Genomic DNA, 19,401 nt, shown 5'->3' on the forward strand with positions numbered 1-19,401 from the left:
GTACACTTTGAATATACCAGAATCCACGGTAAAAAACGTGCATATGTGAAATAGTTCACAATTTGTTAAAAGCATTATGGCAAACTTGTGAATAGGGTTTTAGAACTATCTAAAATCAGGACCAAAAAAGCATGCAGAGAGCTTTATGCACTCTGCATGCTTTTTTCATGGGTATGCATTTAGTTCTTAACTGGGTCCGCTTTTCCATTAAAACTACGACGCATATAAGGAATCACCCAACGATCTAAACCATAGCGGCCAGCGTTGTAGCCTGCAAATAAGATTATTCCACCTAAAAAGATATCCGTCGGATTATGTGAAACTGTACCTGCTAGGAAGAACGAAAAGTTCATAAGCAGAGCGAAAAATGCAGCTGCAGTGGTTAGGCAACCAAGGAGTAAACCGAGGCCAACTAGGAACTCACCTAATGGAATAAGGAAATTAAAAATTCCGATATTGGGAATGGCAAACGTCTCTAGGAATGAAACATACCACCCGTATACCGGTGCACCATCTGGCCCCATTACAGGATTAGCTACGGCATTTTGTAAATAACCAGTAGCATCAAACCCTCCTGTTAACTTCCCCCAACCTGCCATCAACCAATTATATCCAAGGTAAATGCGAATAATCGCTAAAATAATAGCCGCACTGGTGCTCTCTCTTAACCATCTAGCAAACAATATGATGACACTCCTCTCGAAAATAATTCATCATTAATTTGTCCTATGGGGTCAGATTTATGAATAAAGCTTGAAATCATAGGTATCATCATCTGATTCCTATGAGGGCACAAAAAATCCGGATGAAAGCATCCGGATTTTTTTATCATTATACTAATTTTGCACTTACCTTTTTCTCTGTTTGTTGCTCTTCCATTGGATCCTCGGCAGGTGTAGCGCGGCGGATAAAGAAGGCGAGGACAAAAGCAAGACCAGCAATAAAGGTTGCAATGAAGAAAGCATCGTTAATTCCCTCTAGCATGGCCATCAATTCTATTTGTTGCTGCATTTCTGCAAGTGCTGCCTCTGTTGGTTGAGCCGTTGCATTTTTCATCGCGTCAGCGGCCATCTGAGTACCATGCGTTTCAGCGCGTGTTGACATGACCGTAACCAATAATGCGGTACCGATAGCTCCTGAAACTTGATTTAAGGTATTGTTCATCGCTGTACCATGTGGATAGAAGCGTCTTGGTAACTGATTTAAGCCATTTGTCGAAACTGGCATCATCACCATCGACATCCCGAACATCCGCACTGCATTTAAAATCATTAAGTAATTATAAGTCGTTTCAAGGGTTAATTGACTGAAGAAATAGGTGGTAACGACCGTAATCGCTAAACCTGAAATGGCTAGAACACGGCCACCAAACTTATCAAATAATCTCCCTGTAATTGGGGACATAATGGCCATTAATAAGGCGCCTGGCAACATTAAAAGTCCCGCATCCATTGGGGAGATCCCACGGATGGTTTGCACATAAATAGGAAGCAGGAGCATCCCCGAAAACATGGCCATATTTAAAACCATTGTAATTGAAGATGATAAAGCAAACATTGGATATCTGAAAACGCCGAAGTTTAACATAGGTCGATTTAGTCTTGATTGACGTAAAATAAACGTAACTAATGCGACGAACCCAACTAGTATAGTCGCATAGACATGTGGGCTATCCCAGCCTCTATTTCCTGCAGAACTAAATCCATATAGCAATCCACCGAAACCAATACTTGATAACACAAGTGAAAAATAATCCAAGCTAATATTCACTTTTTCTTTTTTATCTTTTAGTAGGAAGAAGCCCATGATGAAGATGGTCGCTGCGATTGGTGTAACGAAGTGGAAAAGCATTCTCCAATCATAATGCTCGACAATCCAGCCTGATAAAGTTGGCCCAATGGCTGGTGCTGCCATTAATATTAACCCAAATACCCCCATTGCTGCTCCTCGTTTTTCAACTGGGAAGCTCACCAACATCACATTCATTAATAATGGCATCATAATGGCTGTACCCGAGGCTTGAACCATTCTTCCTGCCAATAAAATCGGAAATATATGAGCAACCCCAGCAAGAATCGTTCCCGCTGTAAACAAGCCCATTGACACTAAAAATAAGCGCCGAACCGAGTATTTTTCAATTAAGAATGCCGTAGCTGGAATCATTACCCCACTTACTAACATGAAACCAGTCGTCATCCATTGAACCGTCGCTGCATCAATATTTAGGTCGTTCATAATAGACGGAAGAGCGATATTTAATAAGGTATTATTTAAAAAAGATATAAAAGCCCCGACCATCAAAACGGCTAAAATTCCGTATGGTGGACGAGGAGAATGATTTATATTTTGTTCCATTGTCTTTCCCCCTTAGACGTTAAGTTCAAATTATTGAACCTCCATTTCACATAGACAATATCTTATACCATGAGTTCAAATTTTGCAATTCTAAATTATACCTATTTTATAAAGGAGTTTGTATACAGAGTAAAAATCATGTACTATAATTTTAGACCAACAGTACAAGGAAATGATAGGTGATGAAATGAACGACAGGAAACAGCATGTCCTTAATATGGCCCACCAATTATTTATTGAAAAAGGCTTTCAAAACACATCCATACAAGATATTTTGGATTATAGCGGAATTTCAAAGGGGACATTTTATAATTATTTTTCATCTAAAAATGAATTACTAATCGCTCTCTTTAAGACTCTGTACAAAAAACTAGAAAGAGAACGGAATGAATTGTTGATTGGACAAGACCCATCAGACATTCAAATCTTTACCCAACAAATTGAACTGCAGATGAGAGCGAATCGAAAAAATAACTTGCTGACGTTATTTGAAGAGGTATATGTTTCGAATGATGCCGATTTGAAGGACTTTTTAAAGCAGAGTCATTTACGTGTGATTCGTTGGTTTTACCTACGTTTCATTGATATCTTTGGCGAAGAAAAGCAACCCTACTTATTAGATTGCGCCATCATGTTCTCGGCCATGTTAAATCACAACATTAAATTCCATGCTTCGGTTTATCAAGCTAATACAAGCATTCATAAAGTTGTTTCTTACACGGTGTCAAGGATTGCGAAAATGGTAGATGAGGTGGCTGAATCAGGAGAACAACTCATTTCCCCTGACCTTTTAAATAGCTGGTTCTCAGATGAAAGTAATACGATGGCCTTTCGCGAGCAGCTTAAAAATTCGGTTTTATTAGTGAGAAAGAAGGTAAAACAGTTAGAGGAAGAAGCTCGTTACCTCGAGTTGTTGATGTTTATTGAAGATGAGCTGATACACTCCCATCACCCACGGAAATTTTTGATTGAAAGTGCACTGGCTTCATTAAAAGCACAACCAAGTTTAGCGAAGGATAGCAGTATCAAAAACTTAGAACAAATCATTAACGATTACTATAAACAATAGGTGCAAGGCGAAACCATCATGTCGATGATTCTGCCTTGCACCTGTTTTTATATTCAAATCCGATTATTCACTAGTCCCAAATGACGCTGGGCGCTGCTCTGCTTTCCCATAATAATGTAATATAGCTTGAACAATTCGTTGGGAAGCCTTGCCGTCTCCATATGGGTTGGAGGCCTTTGACATTTTCTCGTACTCGCTTGGGTTTGTTAACAATTCTTTCGCCAATGTGTAAATCGTGTCCTCATTGGTACCTGCGAGTTTTAAGGTACCTGCTTCAATCCCTTCAGGCCGTTCTGTTGTGTCACGAAGGACAAGAACTGGCACACCTAATGATGGCGCTTCTTCTTGCACACCGCCTGAATCCGTTAATATGAGATAGGCCCTTGAGGCAAAATTATGGAAATCCACAACGCCAAGAGGTTCAATCAAATGAATTCTCTCATCGTCTCCGAGAATTTCATCGGCCACTTCCCTAACTGCGGGATTTAAATGAACAGGGTATACGACTTGAATATCGTTGTGCTCGGTAACCAATCTTTTAATAGCCTTAAACATTTGCCTCATTGGTTCTCCAAGGTTTTCGCGTCGATGGGCAGTTAGGAGAATCATTTTATCACTGCCTAATTTTTCAAGTATTGGGTGATTGTATGTATCAGAAACCGTTGTTGATAGTGCGTCAATCGCGGTGTTTCCTGTAACAAAGATCGAATCAGCCTTTTTATTTTCCTTCAATAAGTTTTCTTGCGACTTAACAGTTGGTGAGAAATGCAAATCGGCAATTACACCGGTCAACTGCCTGTTCATTTCCTCTGGGAACGGGGAATATTTATTCCAAGTCCGTAAACCCGCTTCCACATGTCCGACAGAAATTTGATTGTAAAAGGCAGCTAAGCTTGCGACAAAGGTGGTTGACGTGTCTCCATGTACAAGGACTAAGTTTGGGTTTACTTCCTTCATTACTTTGTCCAGACCTTCCAGTGCTCGAGTCGTCACATCCATAAGCGTTTGGCGATCTTTCATGATATTCAAATCAAAATCCGGGTGTACATTGAATACTTCTAGTACCTGATCAAGCATTTGGCGGTGCTGGGCCGTAACAGTCACAATGGATTCAATTGTTTCAGGGTGTTTTTCTAATTCTAAAACCAACGGTGCCATTTTGATTGCTTCAGGTCGAGTCCCGAAAATGGTCATGACTTTAATTTTACTCATAGTAGATTCCTCTTTCTATTTTCTCTTCTCTATTGTTCATCATAACCGACTAAAATCCTTTTATCTCTTTAGAAACATTACCTCAGGTTTATTTTAACAGAAGTAATAGAGAACTCAATGAACGTGGGATGGTATAACGGTGCAATCAAATGCATTGTACATGGCATAATGTGGATGGGAGTCAAAGATGGTTTCTGGGTATGTTATGGATAACCATTTACGATATGGAGGGAACCGAATGAAGCACTTTTGGGCATTATTGATTAAATTCGCTGCGATTGGAACGGTGCTGTTCTCTTTTTTGAGTATATTTAATACCGCATCCTTACCAGCCATTCTATTCATTTCGGTTGTAACGACAGCCATCTCTTATTTTGTTGGAGATTTGTATATCCTGCCTAAGTTTGGAAACTTTATTGCGACGGTTGCGGATTTTGGGCTAAGCTTTGTGCTAATTTGGTTATTAAGCGCTCTCATGATTAATTCTACCGGAAGTATGCTTGCGACTACCTTTTTTATTGCGCTAACCATCGCTGTCGTTGAAGCTCTCTTCCACTTATATGTAAACACTCATGTGAATTCAAACTCTGCTGAAAGCGTTATTCCAGGAGTTTATAAAGGGGACGCAATGATGACCGAGTTCTCCGAGGAGTTTGATAATAAACAGGCAAAGGGAAAATCCAATTCTAGCTCGAGTAAGGACCCGTCGCAGAAAAACTAACTGTTAGATAGGAGGCTTTAACATGCCTAGAGGTAAGGAATTAGAACAACTGCCAATGAGCAACACCCTTCCCGGAATGGGGGAAGACAGAAGCAAATACAACCGCGAAGTGTTGGGAACCATTGTCACGGGTGAACAACCACAACCCGCTAAGGTGAAAAACGCTAAAAAACAATAAACAGAACAACAAGGCAGTATTCCCTATGAGTACTGCCTTCGTTATTTCTTGAGACTGCCTCATGTAAAAATAACCCGGACCTCTCCATGTCTAAAAGTAGTGTTCTTCCCCCCGTACAGGTTAAAATAGGAGAATCAGAGCACGTCTTGAATGGAGTGAACGTGATGGAAACGACAGGTAAATCAGCCTTACTCGTAGGTGCAACCGGGTTAGTCGGCAGTGAGGTAGTAAAGATTTTATTACAGTCTACAAAGTATCAATCCGTAACGGTGCTCACTAGAAGACTACTCCCTCTCAATCACCCAAAACTAGAGCAGGTCATCACTGATTTTGACCAACTTGATCAATACAAACAACATGTTCAAGTCGATGATGTTTATTGTTGCTTAGGAACCACAATTAAAACAGCTGGCTCGCAGGAAGCATTTAAGAAAGTCGATTTCACCTATCCTCTCGAATTGGCTCAGTTTACAAAGGCAGCCGGGGCTCAAAATTTCTTCATCATCACCGCTATGGGCGCTGATCCTAATTCCAAGGTTTTTTATAGCCGCGTGAAAGGTGAAGTGGAAGCTGAATTGAAGAAGATAGGATTTCCTACACTTCACATCTTCCGCCCTTCCCTCTTACTTGGAGAGCGAAAAGAATTTCGCCTAGGAGAAAAGATTGGTGTCATCCTAAGCCCTGTTCTATCCTTTCTCATGGTTGGTTATCTAAAAAAATACAAACCCATCCATGCTAAAGACGTCGCCATGGCGATGTATCAAGCAAGTCAACGACCGGGGAGCGGCAGTTTCACACATGAATCGGATGAAATTTATAATTTAGGCAGCGTTACGAAAATTTAATTTCTTCGATAGAAAAACATCCAGTTATCGTATCTGGATGTTTATTTCATAGGATCTATCCTGTTATTGTGATTATCCAGTAAAAGTAAGTAAAATAGGAGTTTGTGTAGGGGATAACTGAGGAATTCCTGAGGATTTGTTGTACTTAAAAAGAGTACAGTTACCTTTTTTCATTTCTTTCTTTGAAAAAAGAATAATAAAAAATGAGGATAAACGCATAGCCAACACAGAATAAATATAGAGTATTCAGCAAATAATTCATACAACTTGCCCCCAATCAGAAAGTTTGACGGTTTACCCTTGGTTCCATCATTTAGCTGTCTGAGCATGAGTACCGGATCAATCTATATCTTAATCATAACCGGCTAACAACAAGGGAGGATTAAGGTGGTATTAACTTTTTGTAAAGATAGGTAGACTCGAGGACCAAATCATTTCTAAACGTGATTATAGCCCTCGACACAATACGAACATGAGAGACAACGCCTTTATCCTGTAAAGCCATCATTATTTAATCTTCCTTTTGGCTATTGGAAGCACAGTTTTACTTTCTTTTCGGACCGTTTTGGAAACAGCATGGCAAGTTTCTACCATTTCTTTAAAAATAACATTCCAGTCTTTCCTTTTTGCTAACTCCTGGCGTCTCATTGTCTGTTCTTTGGAATCTTTACTTTCTACAAAGCGCTCACAGGCGTTAAGGAAGTCTGAAGGATGACTAGTTTCTAAATGCGTGTAACTATCTACTTCCACACAATTTTTCGTTGATGGCAAATGGACCCCGACCACTGGCTTCCCTGCTGCTAAAAACTCAAACAACTTCAACGGAAAAACCGCGGCGTTATAAGGTGATTTTTTATAAGGCATCATGCCAATATCGATTAAGTTCATATACTTAGGAACCTCATTTGCCGGTACACTCCCCGTCCACAGTACATTCTTCAATGCTAATAGTTCTTGGAACTGTGAATGTTTCCCAGTGCCATCAGGTCCTACAAATAAAAACAACCAATCAGGGCGTTGCTTTGCTACTTCAGCAATTAAAGAAAAATCCAACTTTGGTTTAATCCCACCAATAAAGCCCAATACGCTACCAGTGAAATCTTTAGGAAGTACGTCGCTTGCCTTTTCTTCTTCCTGTGCAAAAAGAGAAAACTCTACGCCATTTTCAAATACATAAACTTGATCGGTGTTCCCTCGCTTTTCGACTACCTTTTCTCGTAAAAACTCCGAGGTGCAAAAAATCACATCTGCCTTCTGGATGATTCGATTCTCTGCCCCAGAAATAATCCTTTGTCTTAACGAAGAAAGTGCCGAGTTCCTCCCACTCATTGGAGAGGACCATAAATCACTGCAATCGTAGATAACCTGATCCCACGGAAAAAGGTCGACTAATAACGGGAAGCCTGGGAACGTATACCATAGTTGTATTCGGTTGTCTCTTTCACCTTGTTTTAAATAAAAGAGCAGCGAACGAAGTTTACTTTGATAAAATACATCCATATAACGACCAAAACGAAAAATTTTATGTGGCATAATATCGGTAATCGTTACTTGACGAATCCCATTAGGCAAGCTCGAATAGGCATCCTCGGTAATATGCGGACTTGGGCATAGCCAAACGACGTCTTTTGTTTCAGGTTGCTTTTGTAAATACTCTGCCAATCGATGACGTCGATATCGGAGTCCATCTCGCCCCCACTCACCTGCGGCCACAATAACATGAACGGTCTTCCGTTTAGACGCACCATTACCAGGAAGCTTCCTTTCTTTTTCCCCTGAATCAGTCTGGTTTCCGGCGTCTTCACCCTCACTTGTTAGATCCCATACCATATTCCCATCCCCCTTTTTAATAGACTCCAGTTAAAGTCTTTTGGCGACAGCATGAAAAGCATAATGAGAAAAACACCAAAATGCTTTTGCCACATTCAAGTTTTCGACCTTCCGATACACAAACCAATTCATTTTTAATGCCTTCCATTTATTTTTAGAAATAGATGGGTTTCCCGTACGATACTCGGCTAAAACCTCGTTCATTCCATAGGCGGTATAGCCTTTTTTCAACAAGAGTAGCCATGTTGCTAAATCCTGACGGGTACGAAGATTCGGCATCTTAAACGGCCCAGTTTGATTCCGGTCAATCATGACTGTTAAACAACCAATGACCGTATTCTTTAGTAAATCATGATAATCCATCCTGGCTGGCGCTGACACCTGCTTATCCAACCTCCTGCCTTCATGGCTCATGACTTCATAGGCGGTAAATGTGAAGGCATAATTGTTCTCCTGCATAAACCGTAGTTGTTTTTCGAGTTTTTCAGGTTTCCAGCAATCATCGCTGTCGAGAAAAGCGACATATCTCCCCGTCGCAAACTGTAATGCGTGATTCCGTGCAACCGCTGCTCCGCTATTTTCCTCTAGTTCAATCAGGTGGATACGGCCATCCTTGGCTGAATGTCTTTTTACCTTATCCCTTGTATCATCTGTCGAACAATCATCAACGATCACCATTTCCCAATTTGTAAAAGTCTGCCTGATAACCGAAGCAATGGTTTGATCAATATACTCACTTGCATTAAAAGCTGGAGTAATAATAGACACCACAGGTTGCATTCCAGTCATGATTGGACCTCCTCCATTTAGAGTCTCAAAAGGAGCTTTCAGCTCAATGTTCTTACGCTTTCCTCACCACTTCCGGCAGAACGATAATTAGAAAAGCGATGCATACGCCAATGAGGACACCTAATACAGCTCGGTCCCTTGAACTTAAGTTTTGGCTTTCCACTACAAGGTCGCTTGGGCGAGCTTCTCTTAAAAGCGTGGCATGCTTTAATCCAAGTTGGGCTGTTTCTAACTCATATAAAAATCGTTTCTGATCAACCTTGGCATCCTCGCTAACCTGTTCTTGCTCTGTAGCCGCAATCGAATCATCAATGATGCGCTTTTTATCAGCAAATTTCTGTTGATCGATAGCCAGAAACGCTTGAGCGATTTCATTCACCGTATTGGCTGCCTGTTGTGCTGACGAGTCAGAATAGACGAGTTTTACCATCTGTTCATTTACAGCTGAAACGGTTAGCTGACTTGGAACCCCGTTTTCTTCAACTAAATGGGCAAGGTTTTCCTGATAAAATGGAGCATGCGATAACAGCGTGACCACTTTTTTAGCCTGATTAAAGTCTTCATTTTGATAGTTTCCTAGTGAAATTGTTGCTTCTGCTCGGATAATGGATGGCTCTTTGCCAACAGGCAACGACCAACCAATTCCTCCTAGTAAAATTGGGATGACAAGGAGCATCCACAAAAACTTTCTGCTCCTTCCTGCAATCCTTCGAACCATGACTTCCATCCATGTTCTCCTTTGTTCTTTTTCCATAGTGACTAATTTCCCAATACGTCTAGTAGGGTTTATCATGAATCTGCTGTTGCTCTTTCATCTTAAAAACAGAGACTGTTGCGATGACAAAGCCTAGAAAAACCCAATGAAAGTACAGGTTGCTTACAGAACTCGGGCTAATGCTTGCTACCAGAAAGGCAATGAGGGCAGTCATCAAAGCTTCAAATAATGCTCTATGCTGCTCCCTTTCCCTATAAATCTTGTAAAGACTCAAGAACAGGTACCCATACATCGTTAGATATCCTAAAAGAACCAGCACCCCAAAGTTCCCAATAATCTCAGCGAGCCAATTGTGGACTTCAAAAACAGCATTGGTATCATAAACAGGTTCATGTTCCAAATAGAAAGGCAGATTCCCAACTCCCACACCAAACCCAAAGGTATCCAAGACGTAATGGAATGTGGTTTTAAGAAGATTGACTCTCACGACATTGGAAGAAGAGCTATCAAAGTCATCCCCGCTTGCTGGCATGTTTACGAACATGACGAGAGCCAAGCCCAACCCCACTAAACCGACCCCAATGATTACCTTTTTATATAAAGCCGGTAGTAAAATAAACGTATAGCCGGCCAAACCAACAACTACCGCTAATAGGCTGGCTCTTGATTCTGTCAAACTGATGATATAAATACATAAACCACCTAGGAAAAGACAGCTGGTCTTGATCCACATGTGCTTACTATTTTTAGCTGCTGCAAGATAAAAGAAGAACGAGATTGTTAGAAACGTAGCAAAGTCATTCTGATTGTAAAAAACAGCTGTTGGATAGCCTAGCTTGTGTTCTGAAGCTCCGTAAAGCGTTGAAGTTGGGAGCTGAATATGGCCATAATGATTGATTAACCCAACCATGAGCAGGATAATCGTCATGATCATCCAAATCGCATAGAACCCATACAAGCGGGTCACCTTTGTAAAGGTAAAAACAGCTAAAAACACAAACAATATCCCTAGTCCTAATAAAAATAAATATTTAATTCCATCCATAAATGACCTGGCCCAAAGCAACGAAACGACCCCATATCCAATCCATAACATAAGGAAGAGGAGCACCCCTTTTGCGTTCACCTGGTCCCAGTAGTCTGCTAGTTTCTTCTCTTTTGCCAGGGTGACGACAAAGAAGAAGGCCGCCACCATTAAAACCAATCTGTATAAAAATAATGTAAAAAAGCCGATATCAACTTGCAGGATAGACTGATTCAGAAACGTGACTACAACCAACACGTACATGGTTCCTGTAAACAGCCCTTCATAGGAGACATATCGGTTTTTTAAAAGAGCTGCGACACTCATACCACAAAATCCCCACATTCTACTTCAGTTAGTGTTTGCCTCAGCTGGCATGGAAAGGGAGAAACAACGTTTACAATCCTTTTGTTGCAAGGGATGCTTGCTTGACAATCGGGCGCCCAACGGAAAGGTAGGTAAAGCCTAGCTGTTCCATTGTTTCTAATTCAAAGAGATTCCGACCATCTACAAGAATAGGTTGTTTCATGATCTGCTTGACCTTTGTTAAATCGATCTGCCTTACCTGTTGCCAATCCGTTAAAACCAAACATGCATCGGCATTTTCAATGGTTTTATAGAGATTCTCAGAATAGGTACATTGGTAGCCTAATCGTTTTTTCACTTCTGAAACTGCAATCGGATCATACGCTCGAACTTCGGCTCCCATAGTTACTAACTGAGGGATAATGTCTAAAGCTGGCGAGGAGCGAACATCATCCGTATTCGGCTTAAACGCCAAACCGAGCACACTAATCGTCTTCCCTTCTAGCGTCCCAAGAGCCGAAACCAGCTTATTCACCATATGGACTCGTTGCTGTTCATTTGTTTCCATGACCGCTTCAATCAATTTAAAATTGTAGCCAACATTTTGGGAAATATGCCGTAGAGCTGCGGTGTCCTTTGGAAAGCAAGATCCTCCAAACCCGACTCCTGCCTGTAGAAAACTCTGACCAATTCGACTATCAAGTCCAATGCCTTCTGAAACCTTGGTGACATCTGCATCAACACGCTCACAAATATTGGCGATATCATTGATAAAAGAAATCTTTGTTGCCAAAAAAGCATTCGCCGCATATTTAATTAGTTCAGCTGTTTCAACCGAGGTTTTGACGATTTTCGATGTAAATGGTCGGTGAAGGTCCGCGATGAGTTGCCAGGCGTTTTCGCTTGTCGCACCAATTACTGCTCGCTCCATATTTAGACAATCCTTAATGGCCACCCCTTCTCGTAAAAATTCAGGATTCGATACGAGATCAAACGGTGTATCTGTCTGCTCCTTGATGATTGAAGCAATAAGCTTTCCAGTTCCGACCGGTACCGTACTTTTCGTTACAATCACTTTGTATTCGTTTAAATGCTCCCCAATGGTCTTTGCAACCTGCTTAATATAGGTTAAATCAGCCTCACCTGTTACGGTCATCGGGGTCCCGACCGCAATGTAAATGATCTCTGCATGTGAGATTGCTTGGGGAATTTCACTCGTAAACTGGAGAGTTCCTTTTTTGAGATTTTTCGTTACAAGCTCTGTTAATCCAGGTTCATAAATTGGCATGCTCCCTTGAAGAAGCTTAGCAATTTTATCTTGGTCAATATCGCAACAAGTGACCTCATTTCCAGCGTCTGCAAAGCAGGTCCCTGATACAAGACCGACATATCCAGTTCCAATCATCGCGATTTTCTTCATGTTTCCACTCTCCTTCATGTTTGCGAATCCGTTTCCTGCGCGAGATTCTTTACCCGTGTAAACTTGTTGCCTCTTGTGCTTTTTGATAAGGCTCTTTTCTCAAAGTTTGTTGCTTTTTAAGATGAAAACTAAGTGTTTGGGCCATCTTTAAATGGCAAACAGCCAACAATTATGAGAAAAGAACTTGCAAATTTACTTTTAACGTACAAAATAGCTTTTCTCACGTTAAAATCGGCTTTAGGTAGTAAAAATCGGCTTTAAGATTTTTACAATTTTAACAACAATCTTTCCGAAAACAGCCTTTGATAATAATCCAACAATTCCAGAGCATTTCGGTTCACATCATAGTTTTCATGTATCAGACCATATAGCTCCTCACGAACCTCAGAAGGGTAGCCTTGCCTGTATAACACTTCATGGATTCTGTCTACCAGGGACGAAACCGATTTTGGTTCAATGAGTAGCTGCTGATGTTTTCCAAATAGGTCGGGGACGCTCCCTACCTTCGTACAAATCACAGGAAGTTCAAGCGCCAACGCCTCAACTACAACCGTTGGCAATCCTTCTGTATACGATGGCAAAACAAAGGCATCGCTAGCACCTAGGTAATCTTTTACTCTTGCATTCTCTACTTGGCCTGCTAAAAAGAGCCGGGTATTAAAGTCAGGATGCTGTCGAAGCGTTTCCTGTGCTGGGCCCTCACCCACAAACACTACGGCCACTTCCTTAGGCAGTTGATTCATCGCTTCTACCAGTTCAAAAACGCCTTTCGCCTCCGTCAACCTTCCAACAAAGGTGATTACTGTTTTATCCTGAGGAAGCTGAAGTAGTTTCCTTAGAAGTTGCTTCGGCTGTTCTGGTCGATGAAATCTAGCCAAGTCCACACCAATTGGCAGGACTGTACACGTTCTTCCTGTCAGAGCTTTTGTTTTATGTTGAAGGCTTTCCCCTACTGCGATCACTTGATTTGCTCCTTGCACCGCTCGAATAAACGCTCTTTTCGCACTTGGACTATAATGCGGATAGATATTGACATCACTACCATGTAGCGTTAACACCCACGGTAATCTGTGCTCATTTGCCACCCATCGCGCTGCCCCTCCAGACGGCATTGCAAAATGGGCATGAATCAAATCCGGCTTTAGCTTTTGTGCCTTCATTGTTTGCAAGATAACGGATGCGATTCGCTTATCCGGCTGCGACCATCTAAGCTGACCAGGAAGTGCCGTATAGCGAGGTCGGTAAACAACGATTCCCTTTCGCTTGTAGACAAATGGAATATTTTCATGGAGCTGGTATTGCTTTTTTACGGACCGGAGTACCGCTGGATTCCGTGGTACCGGGCAAATCACCGTGACTTCCACCCCTAGTCGTGCCAACGCCTGAACCTGTGTTTCATGAAACACCCCAGCCCCAGGCTGCTCATCACTTGGATAGGTACTCGTTATCCATAAAACGTTCATTGCCCTATTGCTTCTCTGTTGAATCATGAATGAACCGCTCCCTTTGATTTAGATCAGCTGAGAATTTGCCCGCGCTTGTTTCACCCTTGGGACGTTTCGCAATTCATACTTCTTCTCTTGGCTCTCACCATTTTTGTAAAGATAAATGGATAAGAAATTCGTAATAAACCCATATAAACCATTGCTCCCCCGCCCACTGCTATGAAAAGATGCCAGAACGCTTCAATTGGTAGAAAGTAAATACTGGTTTCTTTTATCAAAAAAGCAATGATGGTCATGATAAGGGATAAGACGAATGGTTTGGAAATGGTTTTCGCATACTCTTTCAGCGGCAAGTGAATCAGCCATGAAAGCAGCCACCTCCCGATAAAAAAGTTCACGAGGCTGACCATTACATACGTCCACGCTACCGCCTCTATATCGCCCGTCCTGACAGCAAACAGGAGAGCTATGCCATATAAAATTAGAACGCCAGTGTCCCAATAAAAGGTGATATCAGCCTTGCCCTTCGCAAGGAGAACCGATCCATTTGGATTCATGAGGACTCTAAGCAATCCGACCATCGCCATTATTTGAAGGACAGGCACCGCTTCCAACCACTTCTCGCCGAAAATCGTTCCGATGAAGACATCGGCTACAGCCACCAGCCCCATCAATAACGGAAAGGCTACTATCCCTAATAACTTTGTGATATGAAGAAAGCCGTCTTTTATCGAAGCGTGATCATGTTGATTTTTCGAAAATAACGGAAACGCGACCCGTGTTAAAATGGGGTTGATTTTTAAAACTGGAATCGTGACAATCTGATTGGCTAAATGGTAAAGGCCAAGAGCCTCAGCCCCCATAAACCGCCCTATCAAAAGAACATCAAGATTGGCGCCTATTCGATTAACCAGCCTTGAAGCTAGCTGATAACCCCCAAACGATAAGATTTCTCTACATTCTCCCAAATGAAAGACAAGTCCCGGCCGCCACGTCTTCAGATAAAAGGCAAAATAGAGCAAGCCTTTCAAGCCATAAAAAAGAACCTGCGACAGCACATAGGCATGAATGGGACTAATGGCAAAAACAAGGCCAATTAAGACCAAAAAGGATAACAGCGTTGCAAGCATTTCAATGAAAGCTAATTCATTAAAACGGAGCTCTTTCTGAAGCATGTATTGACTTTGTTGTCCTAGTGGTGCAACTAGAAACATGACCGAGAGCAAGCGAATCAAATCTATTAGTTGTTCTTCGCGAAACATACTAGCGATTAGAGGACTTGCGGTCATGAGAAGGACAAACAATATCAATCCAGCAAGCATATTGATCCAAAATAACGTAGACAGCATTCTTTTCGTGACTTGCTCCTTTTGGATAACTGCAGAGCCAAATCCTAAGTCAAGTAGTATTTGTGCAAAGATGACAATGGTGGTCAGCATGCCAACTAGTCCAAACTCGGAAACACCCATGACATTTGCTAAGAGCGCAAACTGGACGATTTGGAGGACTGTAATGAACAGTGTTGAAATTCCTGTCCATTTCATCCCTCTATGTAATTGATTTCTAATAGCTGACACATGCTTTCCCTGCCTTTTACTAACGTGCTCCTTCTCCTGTTAAAATGACTTTTATCGTTTTCAAGAGAATCTTCACCTCAAGCACGAATGATAGATTTTGAATATAGTCGAGATCGTACTTCAGTTTCTCTTGAGGGGAGATATCATATCCCCCACAAACCTGCGCCAAACCAGTTAGACCTGGTTTAACTAGCAAACGGTTTTCGAACCCTTGTATTTCCTTGTTAAATTGTTCAGCAAACATCGGTCTTTCTGGCCGTGGGCCTACAATCGACATATCTCCTTTTAAGACCGATAGCAGTTGTGGCAGCTCATCAATTCTTGTTTTCCGAATAATTGCTCCTACCTTTGTTACCCTGGTATCATTTACCTCGGCCCATTTCGCTCCATCTTTTTCAGCATCTTTTTTCATGGATCGAAGCTTAATAATAAGAAAACGCGAACCATTTTTCCCTACTCTTTCTTGGATATAAAAGGGAGATCCAGGTGTCTCGATCACAATTAAAATCGCAAACACCACGATAATTGGGGTTGCAATAATGATCCCGACAAGGGACAATACAAGGTCCATCACTCTTTTAAAATAGCGATACTGCTCTGCTTGCTTTGATAGCGTGAGGGTAGTCGATTTTGTAGCATTAGTAATCGGGTAATTCTGGTAAAGGTTATAGCTCTTTCCAGCACTCAGAACAAACCACCTCCTAGGTTGTAGTATAAGGACAGACTTTGAAGGCAGTGTTGATTCCAAATAAAGATACTTTTAAGTTTGTAAATATTCTGTAAATTAAGTAAACATTTGTTAAGTTTTTTACAAAATACAGGTAGAAGGGCTTATTGGTTATTAAGAAAAATATTCATAATGCCTAGAATAAGGCTTTTAATAATTTTCCTTATCGTCACTGGGCAACTTTCAAAAAACGTTCATGTTTGGGTCTAAGTATTCAAGTTACCCACTTTATAATCTTAATAGGAAGGATTAAGCTAACCCTTTCATTACATAGAGACCCTTTAAAACTTCTTTCATATTCTAAGTAGATATCAGTAGTAGAAGGACGCAACGGTGATAGAGAGATGACAGAGGAGGAACGAACATGAAACAACTATTATTTGCAGCGGCATGTTGCCTTATATTTTTAGCAGGCTGTGGTTCAGATGCACCCGAAACAGCATCTTCTGATCCAGAAGTATTATATCAACAGGCTTGTGCTGCCTGCCATGGAGTAGATTTACAAGGCGCATCAGGGCCTCCTGTAACCAATATGGAAAGCAAATACACAGCTGAAGAAGTAAAAGCAATGATTGTCGATGGAAAAGGCATGATGCCTGGGAAGACATTGAGCGATGAACAGGCAGGAATTGTTACGGAGTGGTTGATGGGGAAATAGAAAATACAAAAGGAACCTAACTTAGGTTCCTTTTGTATTTTATTTTTTTGTTTTTTAGTGGGTGTGGTCGTCAATTGGAGCTATATAACCAAATGATATGATGGACCCAGACATGAATCCGAAAGCTGCACCTACTTCTATCCCACCTTCATCTAAAAAGACGACTTGATAAACCACCACAGATGGAGCAAATTCCCTCACCTCAATGGCACCAGCGCCTTGCCATACATAGCCTTGTTTCTCTAACTCAATTTTCTCTTCCTTAAACACATCACTTTTTAATAAATTCGCAACGATTTTATTCCTTTCGGCCCCTGTAAGAACCGTGCCAGGACATTCACATGGTGTTTCCTCTGCCTGTACAGCATTTCCTGGCGATAAAAACATCAAAATTAAAACTAAACTTCCACATACCAATGATATAAAACGCTTCATCTTTGTTGCCTCCTCATTATCAAATCCCTTCATTTTTCTCTATAAAAAGACAAAATCCTTCAAGAGCCTTGAAATATTCTTCGTTTTGTAACAATTTTCTACAAAATATGAAATAAAGGGGGAAATTAAATTGTGGTTTATAAGTTAATTGCTGAGTTAGTTACAGATATGTAAAGGTATTATTTACGAGGAATATGGTGGTTTATCTTTCTTTGTCATTTTCTCTAAAAAAAGAATAATAGAAGATGGCAGCAAAGGAAGCAAGAACGCTGAATAAATAAAAACTATTAAACAGGATATCCGTTTATCTCACCCCCATTGACTTACGATTCTAATCAGAAGGCATTGGTCACTTACTTATTCTCTATACTGCCAAACAGAAATTAAGGGTGGGTTAACTTGAGGTAAAAGGTTTGTAACTATTTTGTGTGATTGCTACTATCGATTGCCTTTAATTGAGGTAGCAGCTGATCAAATAAGGTGGAGCTTACCTAGGATGAAACAGTCCTTCCTTTCTATTATATGTCTGTATTTTACATATTATGGGTTGAACCTCAATTGATCTAGTTAATGAAAAATCGGTGGGGGTTCTTGTTGACTCTGACTATTCTTGTTCACGCTCCACTCTCCTTTTAAGTTGACGGTTGCATAAAAGACGGTTGCGACCTTATCCACACCATTCATTTTTAGTTCCTTTAGAAGCCATTCCTCATTGCGGTTCAATCTCCGCAAGACTTCTTTATCAATTTGTCCATCTAGGATAACCGGTATTTCATGGTTTGCCTCTTTGACCTGTAGTCCTAATTCAGGAGCCGTTACCGGTTGACCCTCAGGTTTTAAGGCAACCGATAGTCTCCCACTCGCTTCGACAATTGCAAGCTCAACCTCACTTACTTGAAACACATCTTTTTCTCGTAACATCTGTAAAACATTATCGATGGAGTAATTAATTTTTTTCATATTTTCTGAGAGGAATTCTCCTTTATAGACGACTATGGTTGGTTCGAAGGTAATCCAATGTCCAAACTTTCGATATTTTAATTTTAATACCGTGATAAACCTATGTAATAAACCTATGGCAATTACTGCAATAAAGGTGTGGATATGGCCGATTTTCGGATCTGCTATGTCCGCACCTACGACCGCTCCTAAAACAATAATGACGAGGACATCAAAAACTGGCAATTCGCCAATCGAACGTTTTCCCATATATAGTCCAATCGCCAGCATAAATGGTAGCACCGTCACAATCCGACCAATCACCTTAATCCCATCAATAAGCACATCCACCTTCAACCACCTCCTGGTTTTACAATATAAAGTCTGGGACAAGGGGACAGGTTCATTGTCCCTCAGTGAAAAATCGGAGGAACGCCCTGCTTCAGATGCCCCTTTAAAGTCAGACTTAGATCTCCTTTGGAATTCACCGCAGCATAAAATACATTCGACTTATCATTAACATGCTTGGCTGCTAGCTCCTTATCCAGCCAAGCATGGGTCTTGTTAATCCTTTGCAAAGCCTCGTTCTGGACTAGGCCGTCTAATATAAGCGGAATATCATACTCCACTTCTTTAGCCGGTATGTTCATATCAGATAGGGTAACCGTCTTTTTATCTGGAGTTAAACTTACCGACAGCCTTCCATTTCCTTCAACAATCGCCATCTCTACATCCTTCAATTGAAAGACGTCTTTCTCTCGAAGCATTTGCAAAACATTATCAATCGAGTAATTGATTCTTTTTAAATTGTTCGTTAAAAACTCACCCTTATAAACGACAATCGTCGGCTCAAAGGTGACGAGATGCCCAAATTTTCGGTAGCGGAGCTTCAGATAAATGATAAACTTTTGTAAAAGTGCAATCGCCAGCATCGCAACGACTGTGTGAATGTGGTCAATACTCGGATCCGCAATGTCAGCACCAACAACAGATCCCAGCACAAGGACAACCAAAAAATCAAAAACAGGGATCTCCCCAATTGAACGTTTTCCCATGTAAAGCCCTATAAACAATAATAACGGTAAAATGGTAATGATTCGTCCAAGTACTTTAATACTGTCCATAAGTACATCCATTGCGTATCCTCCGTTTAAAA

The 19,401-nt window shown here is 41.0% G+C and carries 19 protein-coding genes; 5 read left to right on the forward strand and 14 right to left on the reverse strand.

Annotated elements, in window-relative coordinates; genetic code table 11:
- Window positions 1-179: 179 nt before the first annotated feature.
- Both LG336_RS23995 and LG336_RS24000 read right to left on the reverse strand, forming a co-directional pair.
- Window positions 180-683 (reverse strand): DoxX family membrane protein, encoded by a 504-nt coding sequence (locus tag LG336_RS23995; RefSeq protein WP_404329992.1) that lies wholly within the window; start codon window positions 681-683, stop codon window positions 180-182.
- A 148-nt stretch (window positions 684-831) separates the two neighbouring features.
- Complete coding sequence (locus tag LG336_RS24000) at window positions 832-2,355, reverse strand: DHA2 family efflux MFS transporter permease subunit (protein ID WP_404329993.1); 1,524 nt, start codon at window positions 2,353-2,355, stop codon at window positions 832-834.
- Between the two features lie 187 nt (window positions 2,356-2,542).
- Between LG336_RS24000 and LG336_RS24005 the strand changes: the two genes are divergently transcribed.
- A complete protein-coding gene (locus LG336_RS24005) occupies window positions 2,543-3,424 on the forward strand; it encodes a TetR/AcrR family transcriptional regulator (protein WP_404329994.1) in 882 nt (293 codons plus the stop codon).
- A 63-nt stretch (window positions 3,425-3,487) separates the two neighbouring features.
- Here LG336_RS24005 and wecB read toward each other — a convergent pair whose 3' ends face one another.
- Window positions 3,488-4,636 carry a non-hydrolyzing UDP-N-acetylglucosamine 2-epimerase gene (wecB, locus tag LG336_RS24010; RefSeq protein ID WP_404329995.1) on the reverse strand — a complete coding sequence of 383 codons (1,149 nt, stop codon included), beginning with the start codon at window positions 4,634-4,636 and terminating at the stop codon, window positions 3,488-3,490.
- 238 nt (window positions 4,637-4,874) lie between these two features.
- Between wecB and LG336_RS24015 the strand changes: the two genes are divergently transcribed.
- The 3 genes from LG336_RS24015 (at window position 4,875) to LG336_RS24025 (ending at window position 6,380) form a co-directional block, all read left to right on the forward strand.
- Window positions 4,875-5,357, forward strand: coding sequence for a YndM family protein (locus tag LG336_RS24015; RefSeq protein ID WP_404329996.1), 483 nt, complete (start codon window positions 4,875-4,877; stop codon window positions 5,355-5,357).
- A 22-nt stretch (window positions 5,358-5,379) separates the two neighbouring features.
- Entirely contained in the window at window positions 5,380-5,535 is a 156-nt protein-coding gene (locus LG336_RS24020; protein WP_404329997.1) for a hypothetical protein, read from the forward strand.
- Between the two features lie 164 nt (window positions 5,536-5,699).
- A complete protein-coding gene (locus LG336_RS24025; RefSeq protein ID WP_404329998.1) occupies window positions 5,700-6,380 on the forward strand; it encodes an oxidoreductase in 681 nt (226 codons plus the stop codon).
- A 507-nt stretch (window positions 6,381-6,887) separates the two neighbouring features.
- On the opposite strand, the gene tuaH is transcribed toward LG336_RS24025, so the two are convergent.
- The 8 genes from tuaH to LG336_RS24065 all read right to left on the reverse strand — a co-directional run bounded on the left by tuaH (window position 6,888) and on the right by LG336_RS24065 (window position 16,174).
- Window positions 6,888-8,210: a teichuronic acid biosynthesis protein TuaH gene (gene tuaH / locus LG336_RS24030; RefSeq protein ID WP_404329999.1), complete on the reverse strand. Its 1,323-nt coding sequence runs from the start codon at window positions 8,208-8,210 to the stop codon at window positions 6,888-6,890.
- A gap of 30 nt (window positions 8,211-8,240) precedes the next feature.
- Window positions 8,241-8,999, reverse strand: coding sequence for a teichuronic acid biosynthesis protein TuaG (gene tuaG / locus LG336_RS24035; protein WP_404330000.1), 759 nt, complete (start codon window positions 8,997-8,999; stop codon window positions 8,241-8,243).
- Window positions 9,000-9,051: 52 nt separating this feature from the next.
- A complete protein-coding gene (locus LG336_RS24040) occupies window positions 9,052-9,726 on the reverse strand; it encodes a hypothetical protein (protein ID WP_404330001.1) in 675 nt (224 codons plus the stop codon).
- Between the two features lie 49 nt (window positions 9,727-9,775).
- Window positions 9,776-11,065, reverse strand: coding sequence for a teichuronic acid biosynthesis protein TuaE (tuaE, locus tag LG336_RS24045; protein ID WP_404330002.1), 1,290 nt, complete (start codon window positions 11,063-11,065; stop codon window positions 9,776-9,778).
- A 70-nt stretch (window positions 11,066-11,135) separates the two neighbouring features.
- On the reverse strand, window positions 11,136-12,464 hold the full coding sequence (gene tuaD / locus LG336_RS24050; protein ID WP_404330003.1) for a UDP-glucose 6-dehydrogenase TuaD: 1,329 nt from the start codon (window positions 12,462-12,464) through the stop codon (window positions 11,136-11,138).
- A gap of 266 nt (window positions 12,465-12,730) precedes the next feature.
- Window positions 12,731-13,927, reverse strand: coding sequence for a teichuronic acid biosynthesis protein TuaC (gene tuaC, locus LG336_RS24055; RefSeq protein WP_404333272.1), 1,197 nt, complete (start codon window positions 13,925-13,927; stop codon window positions 12,731-12,733).
- Between the two features lie 80 nt (window positions 13,928-14,007).
- Window positions 14,008-15,486: a teichuronic acid biosynthesis protein TuaB gene (gene tuaB, locus LG336_RS24060; protein ID WP_404330004.1), complete on the reverse strand. Its 1,479-nt coding sequence runs from the start codon at window positions 15,484-15,486 to the stop codon at window positions 14,008-14,010.
- 19 nt (window positions 15,487-15,505) lie between these two features.
- Window positions 15,506-16,174 (reverse strand): sugar transferase, encoded by a 669-nt coding sequence (locus tag LG336_RS24065; protein WP_404333273.1) that lies wholly within the window; start codon window positions 16,172-16,174, stop codon window positions 15,506-15,508.
- Window positions 16,175-16,577: 403 nt separating this feature from the next.
- Here LG336_RS24065 and LG336_RS24070 point away from each other — a divergent pair, with 403 nt between their 5' ends.
- On the forward strand, window positions 16,578-16,871 hold the full coding sequence (locus LG336_RS24070) for a c-type cytochrome (protein WP_404330005.1): 294 nt from the start codon (window positions 16,578-16,580) through the stop codon (window positions 16,869-16,871).
- 54 nt (window positions 16,872-16,925) lie between these two features.
- Here LG336_RS24070 and LG336_RS24075 read toward each other — a convergent pair whose 3' ends face one another.
- The 3 genes from LG336_RS24075 to LG336_RS24085 all read right to left on the reverse strand — a co-directional run bounded on the left by LG336_RS24075 (window position 16,926) and on the right by LG336_RS24085 (window position 19,381).
- Complete coding sequence (locus LG336_RS24075) at window positions 16,926-17,306, reverse strand: hypothetical protein (RefSeq protein ID WP_404330006.1); 381 nt, start codon at window positions 17,304-17,306, stop codon at window positions 16,926-16,928.
- A 567-nt stretch (window positions 17,307-17,873) separates the two neighbouring features.
- Window positions 17,874-18,596: a DUF421 domain-containing protein gene (locus LG336_RS24080; protein ID WP_404330007.1), complete on the reverse strand. Its 723-nt coding sequence runs from the start codon at window positions 18,594-18,596 to the stop codon at window positions 17,874-17,876.
- Between the two features lie 62 nt (window positions 18,597-18,658).
- A complete protein-coding gene (locus LG336_RS24085) occupies window positions 18,659-19,381 on the reverse strand; it encodes a DUF421 domain-containing protein (protein WP_404330008.1) in 723 nt (240 codons plus the stop codon).
- Window positions 19,382-19,401 lie beyond the last annotated feature (20 nt).

Origin of the sequence: Mesobacillus maritimus (assembly GCF_044803185.1) — a bacterium.
In the GTDB taxonomy this organism is placed as follows: domain Bacteria; phylum Bacillota; class Bacilli; order Bacillales; family Cytobacillaceae; genus Mesobacillus_B; species Mesobacillus_B maritimus_B.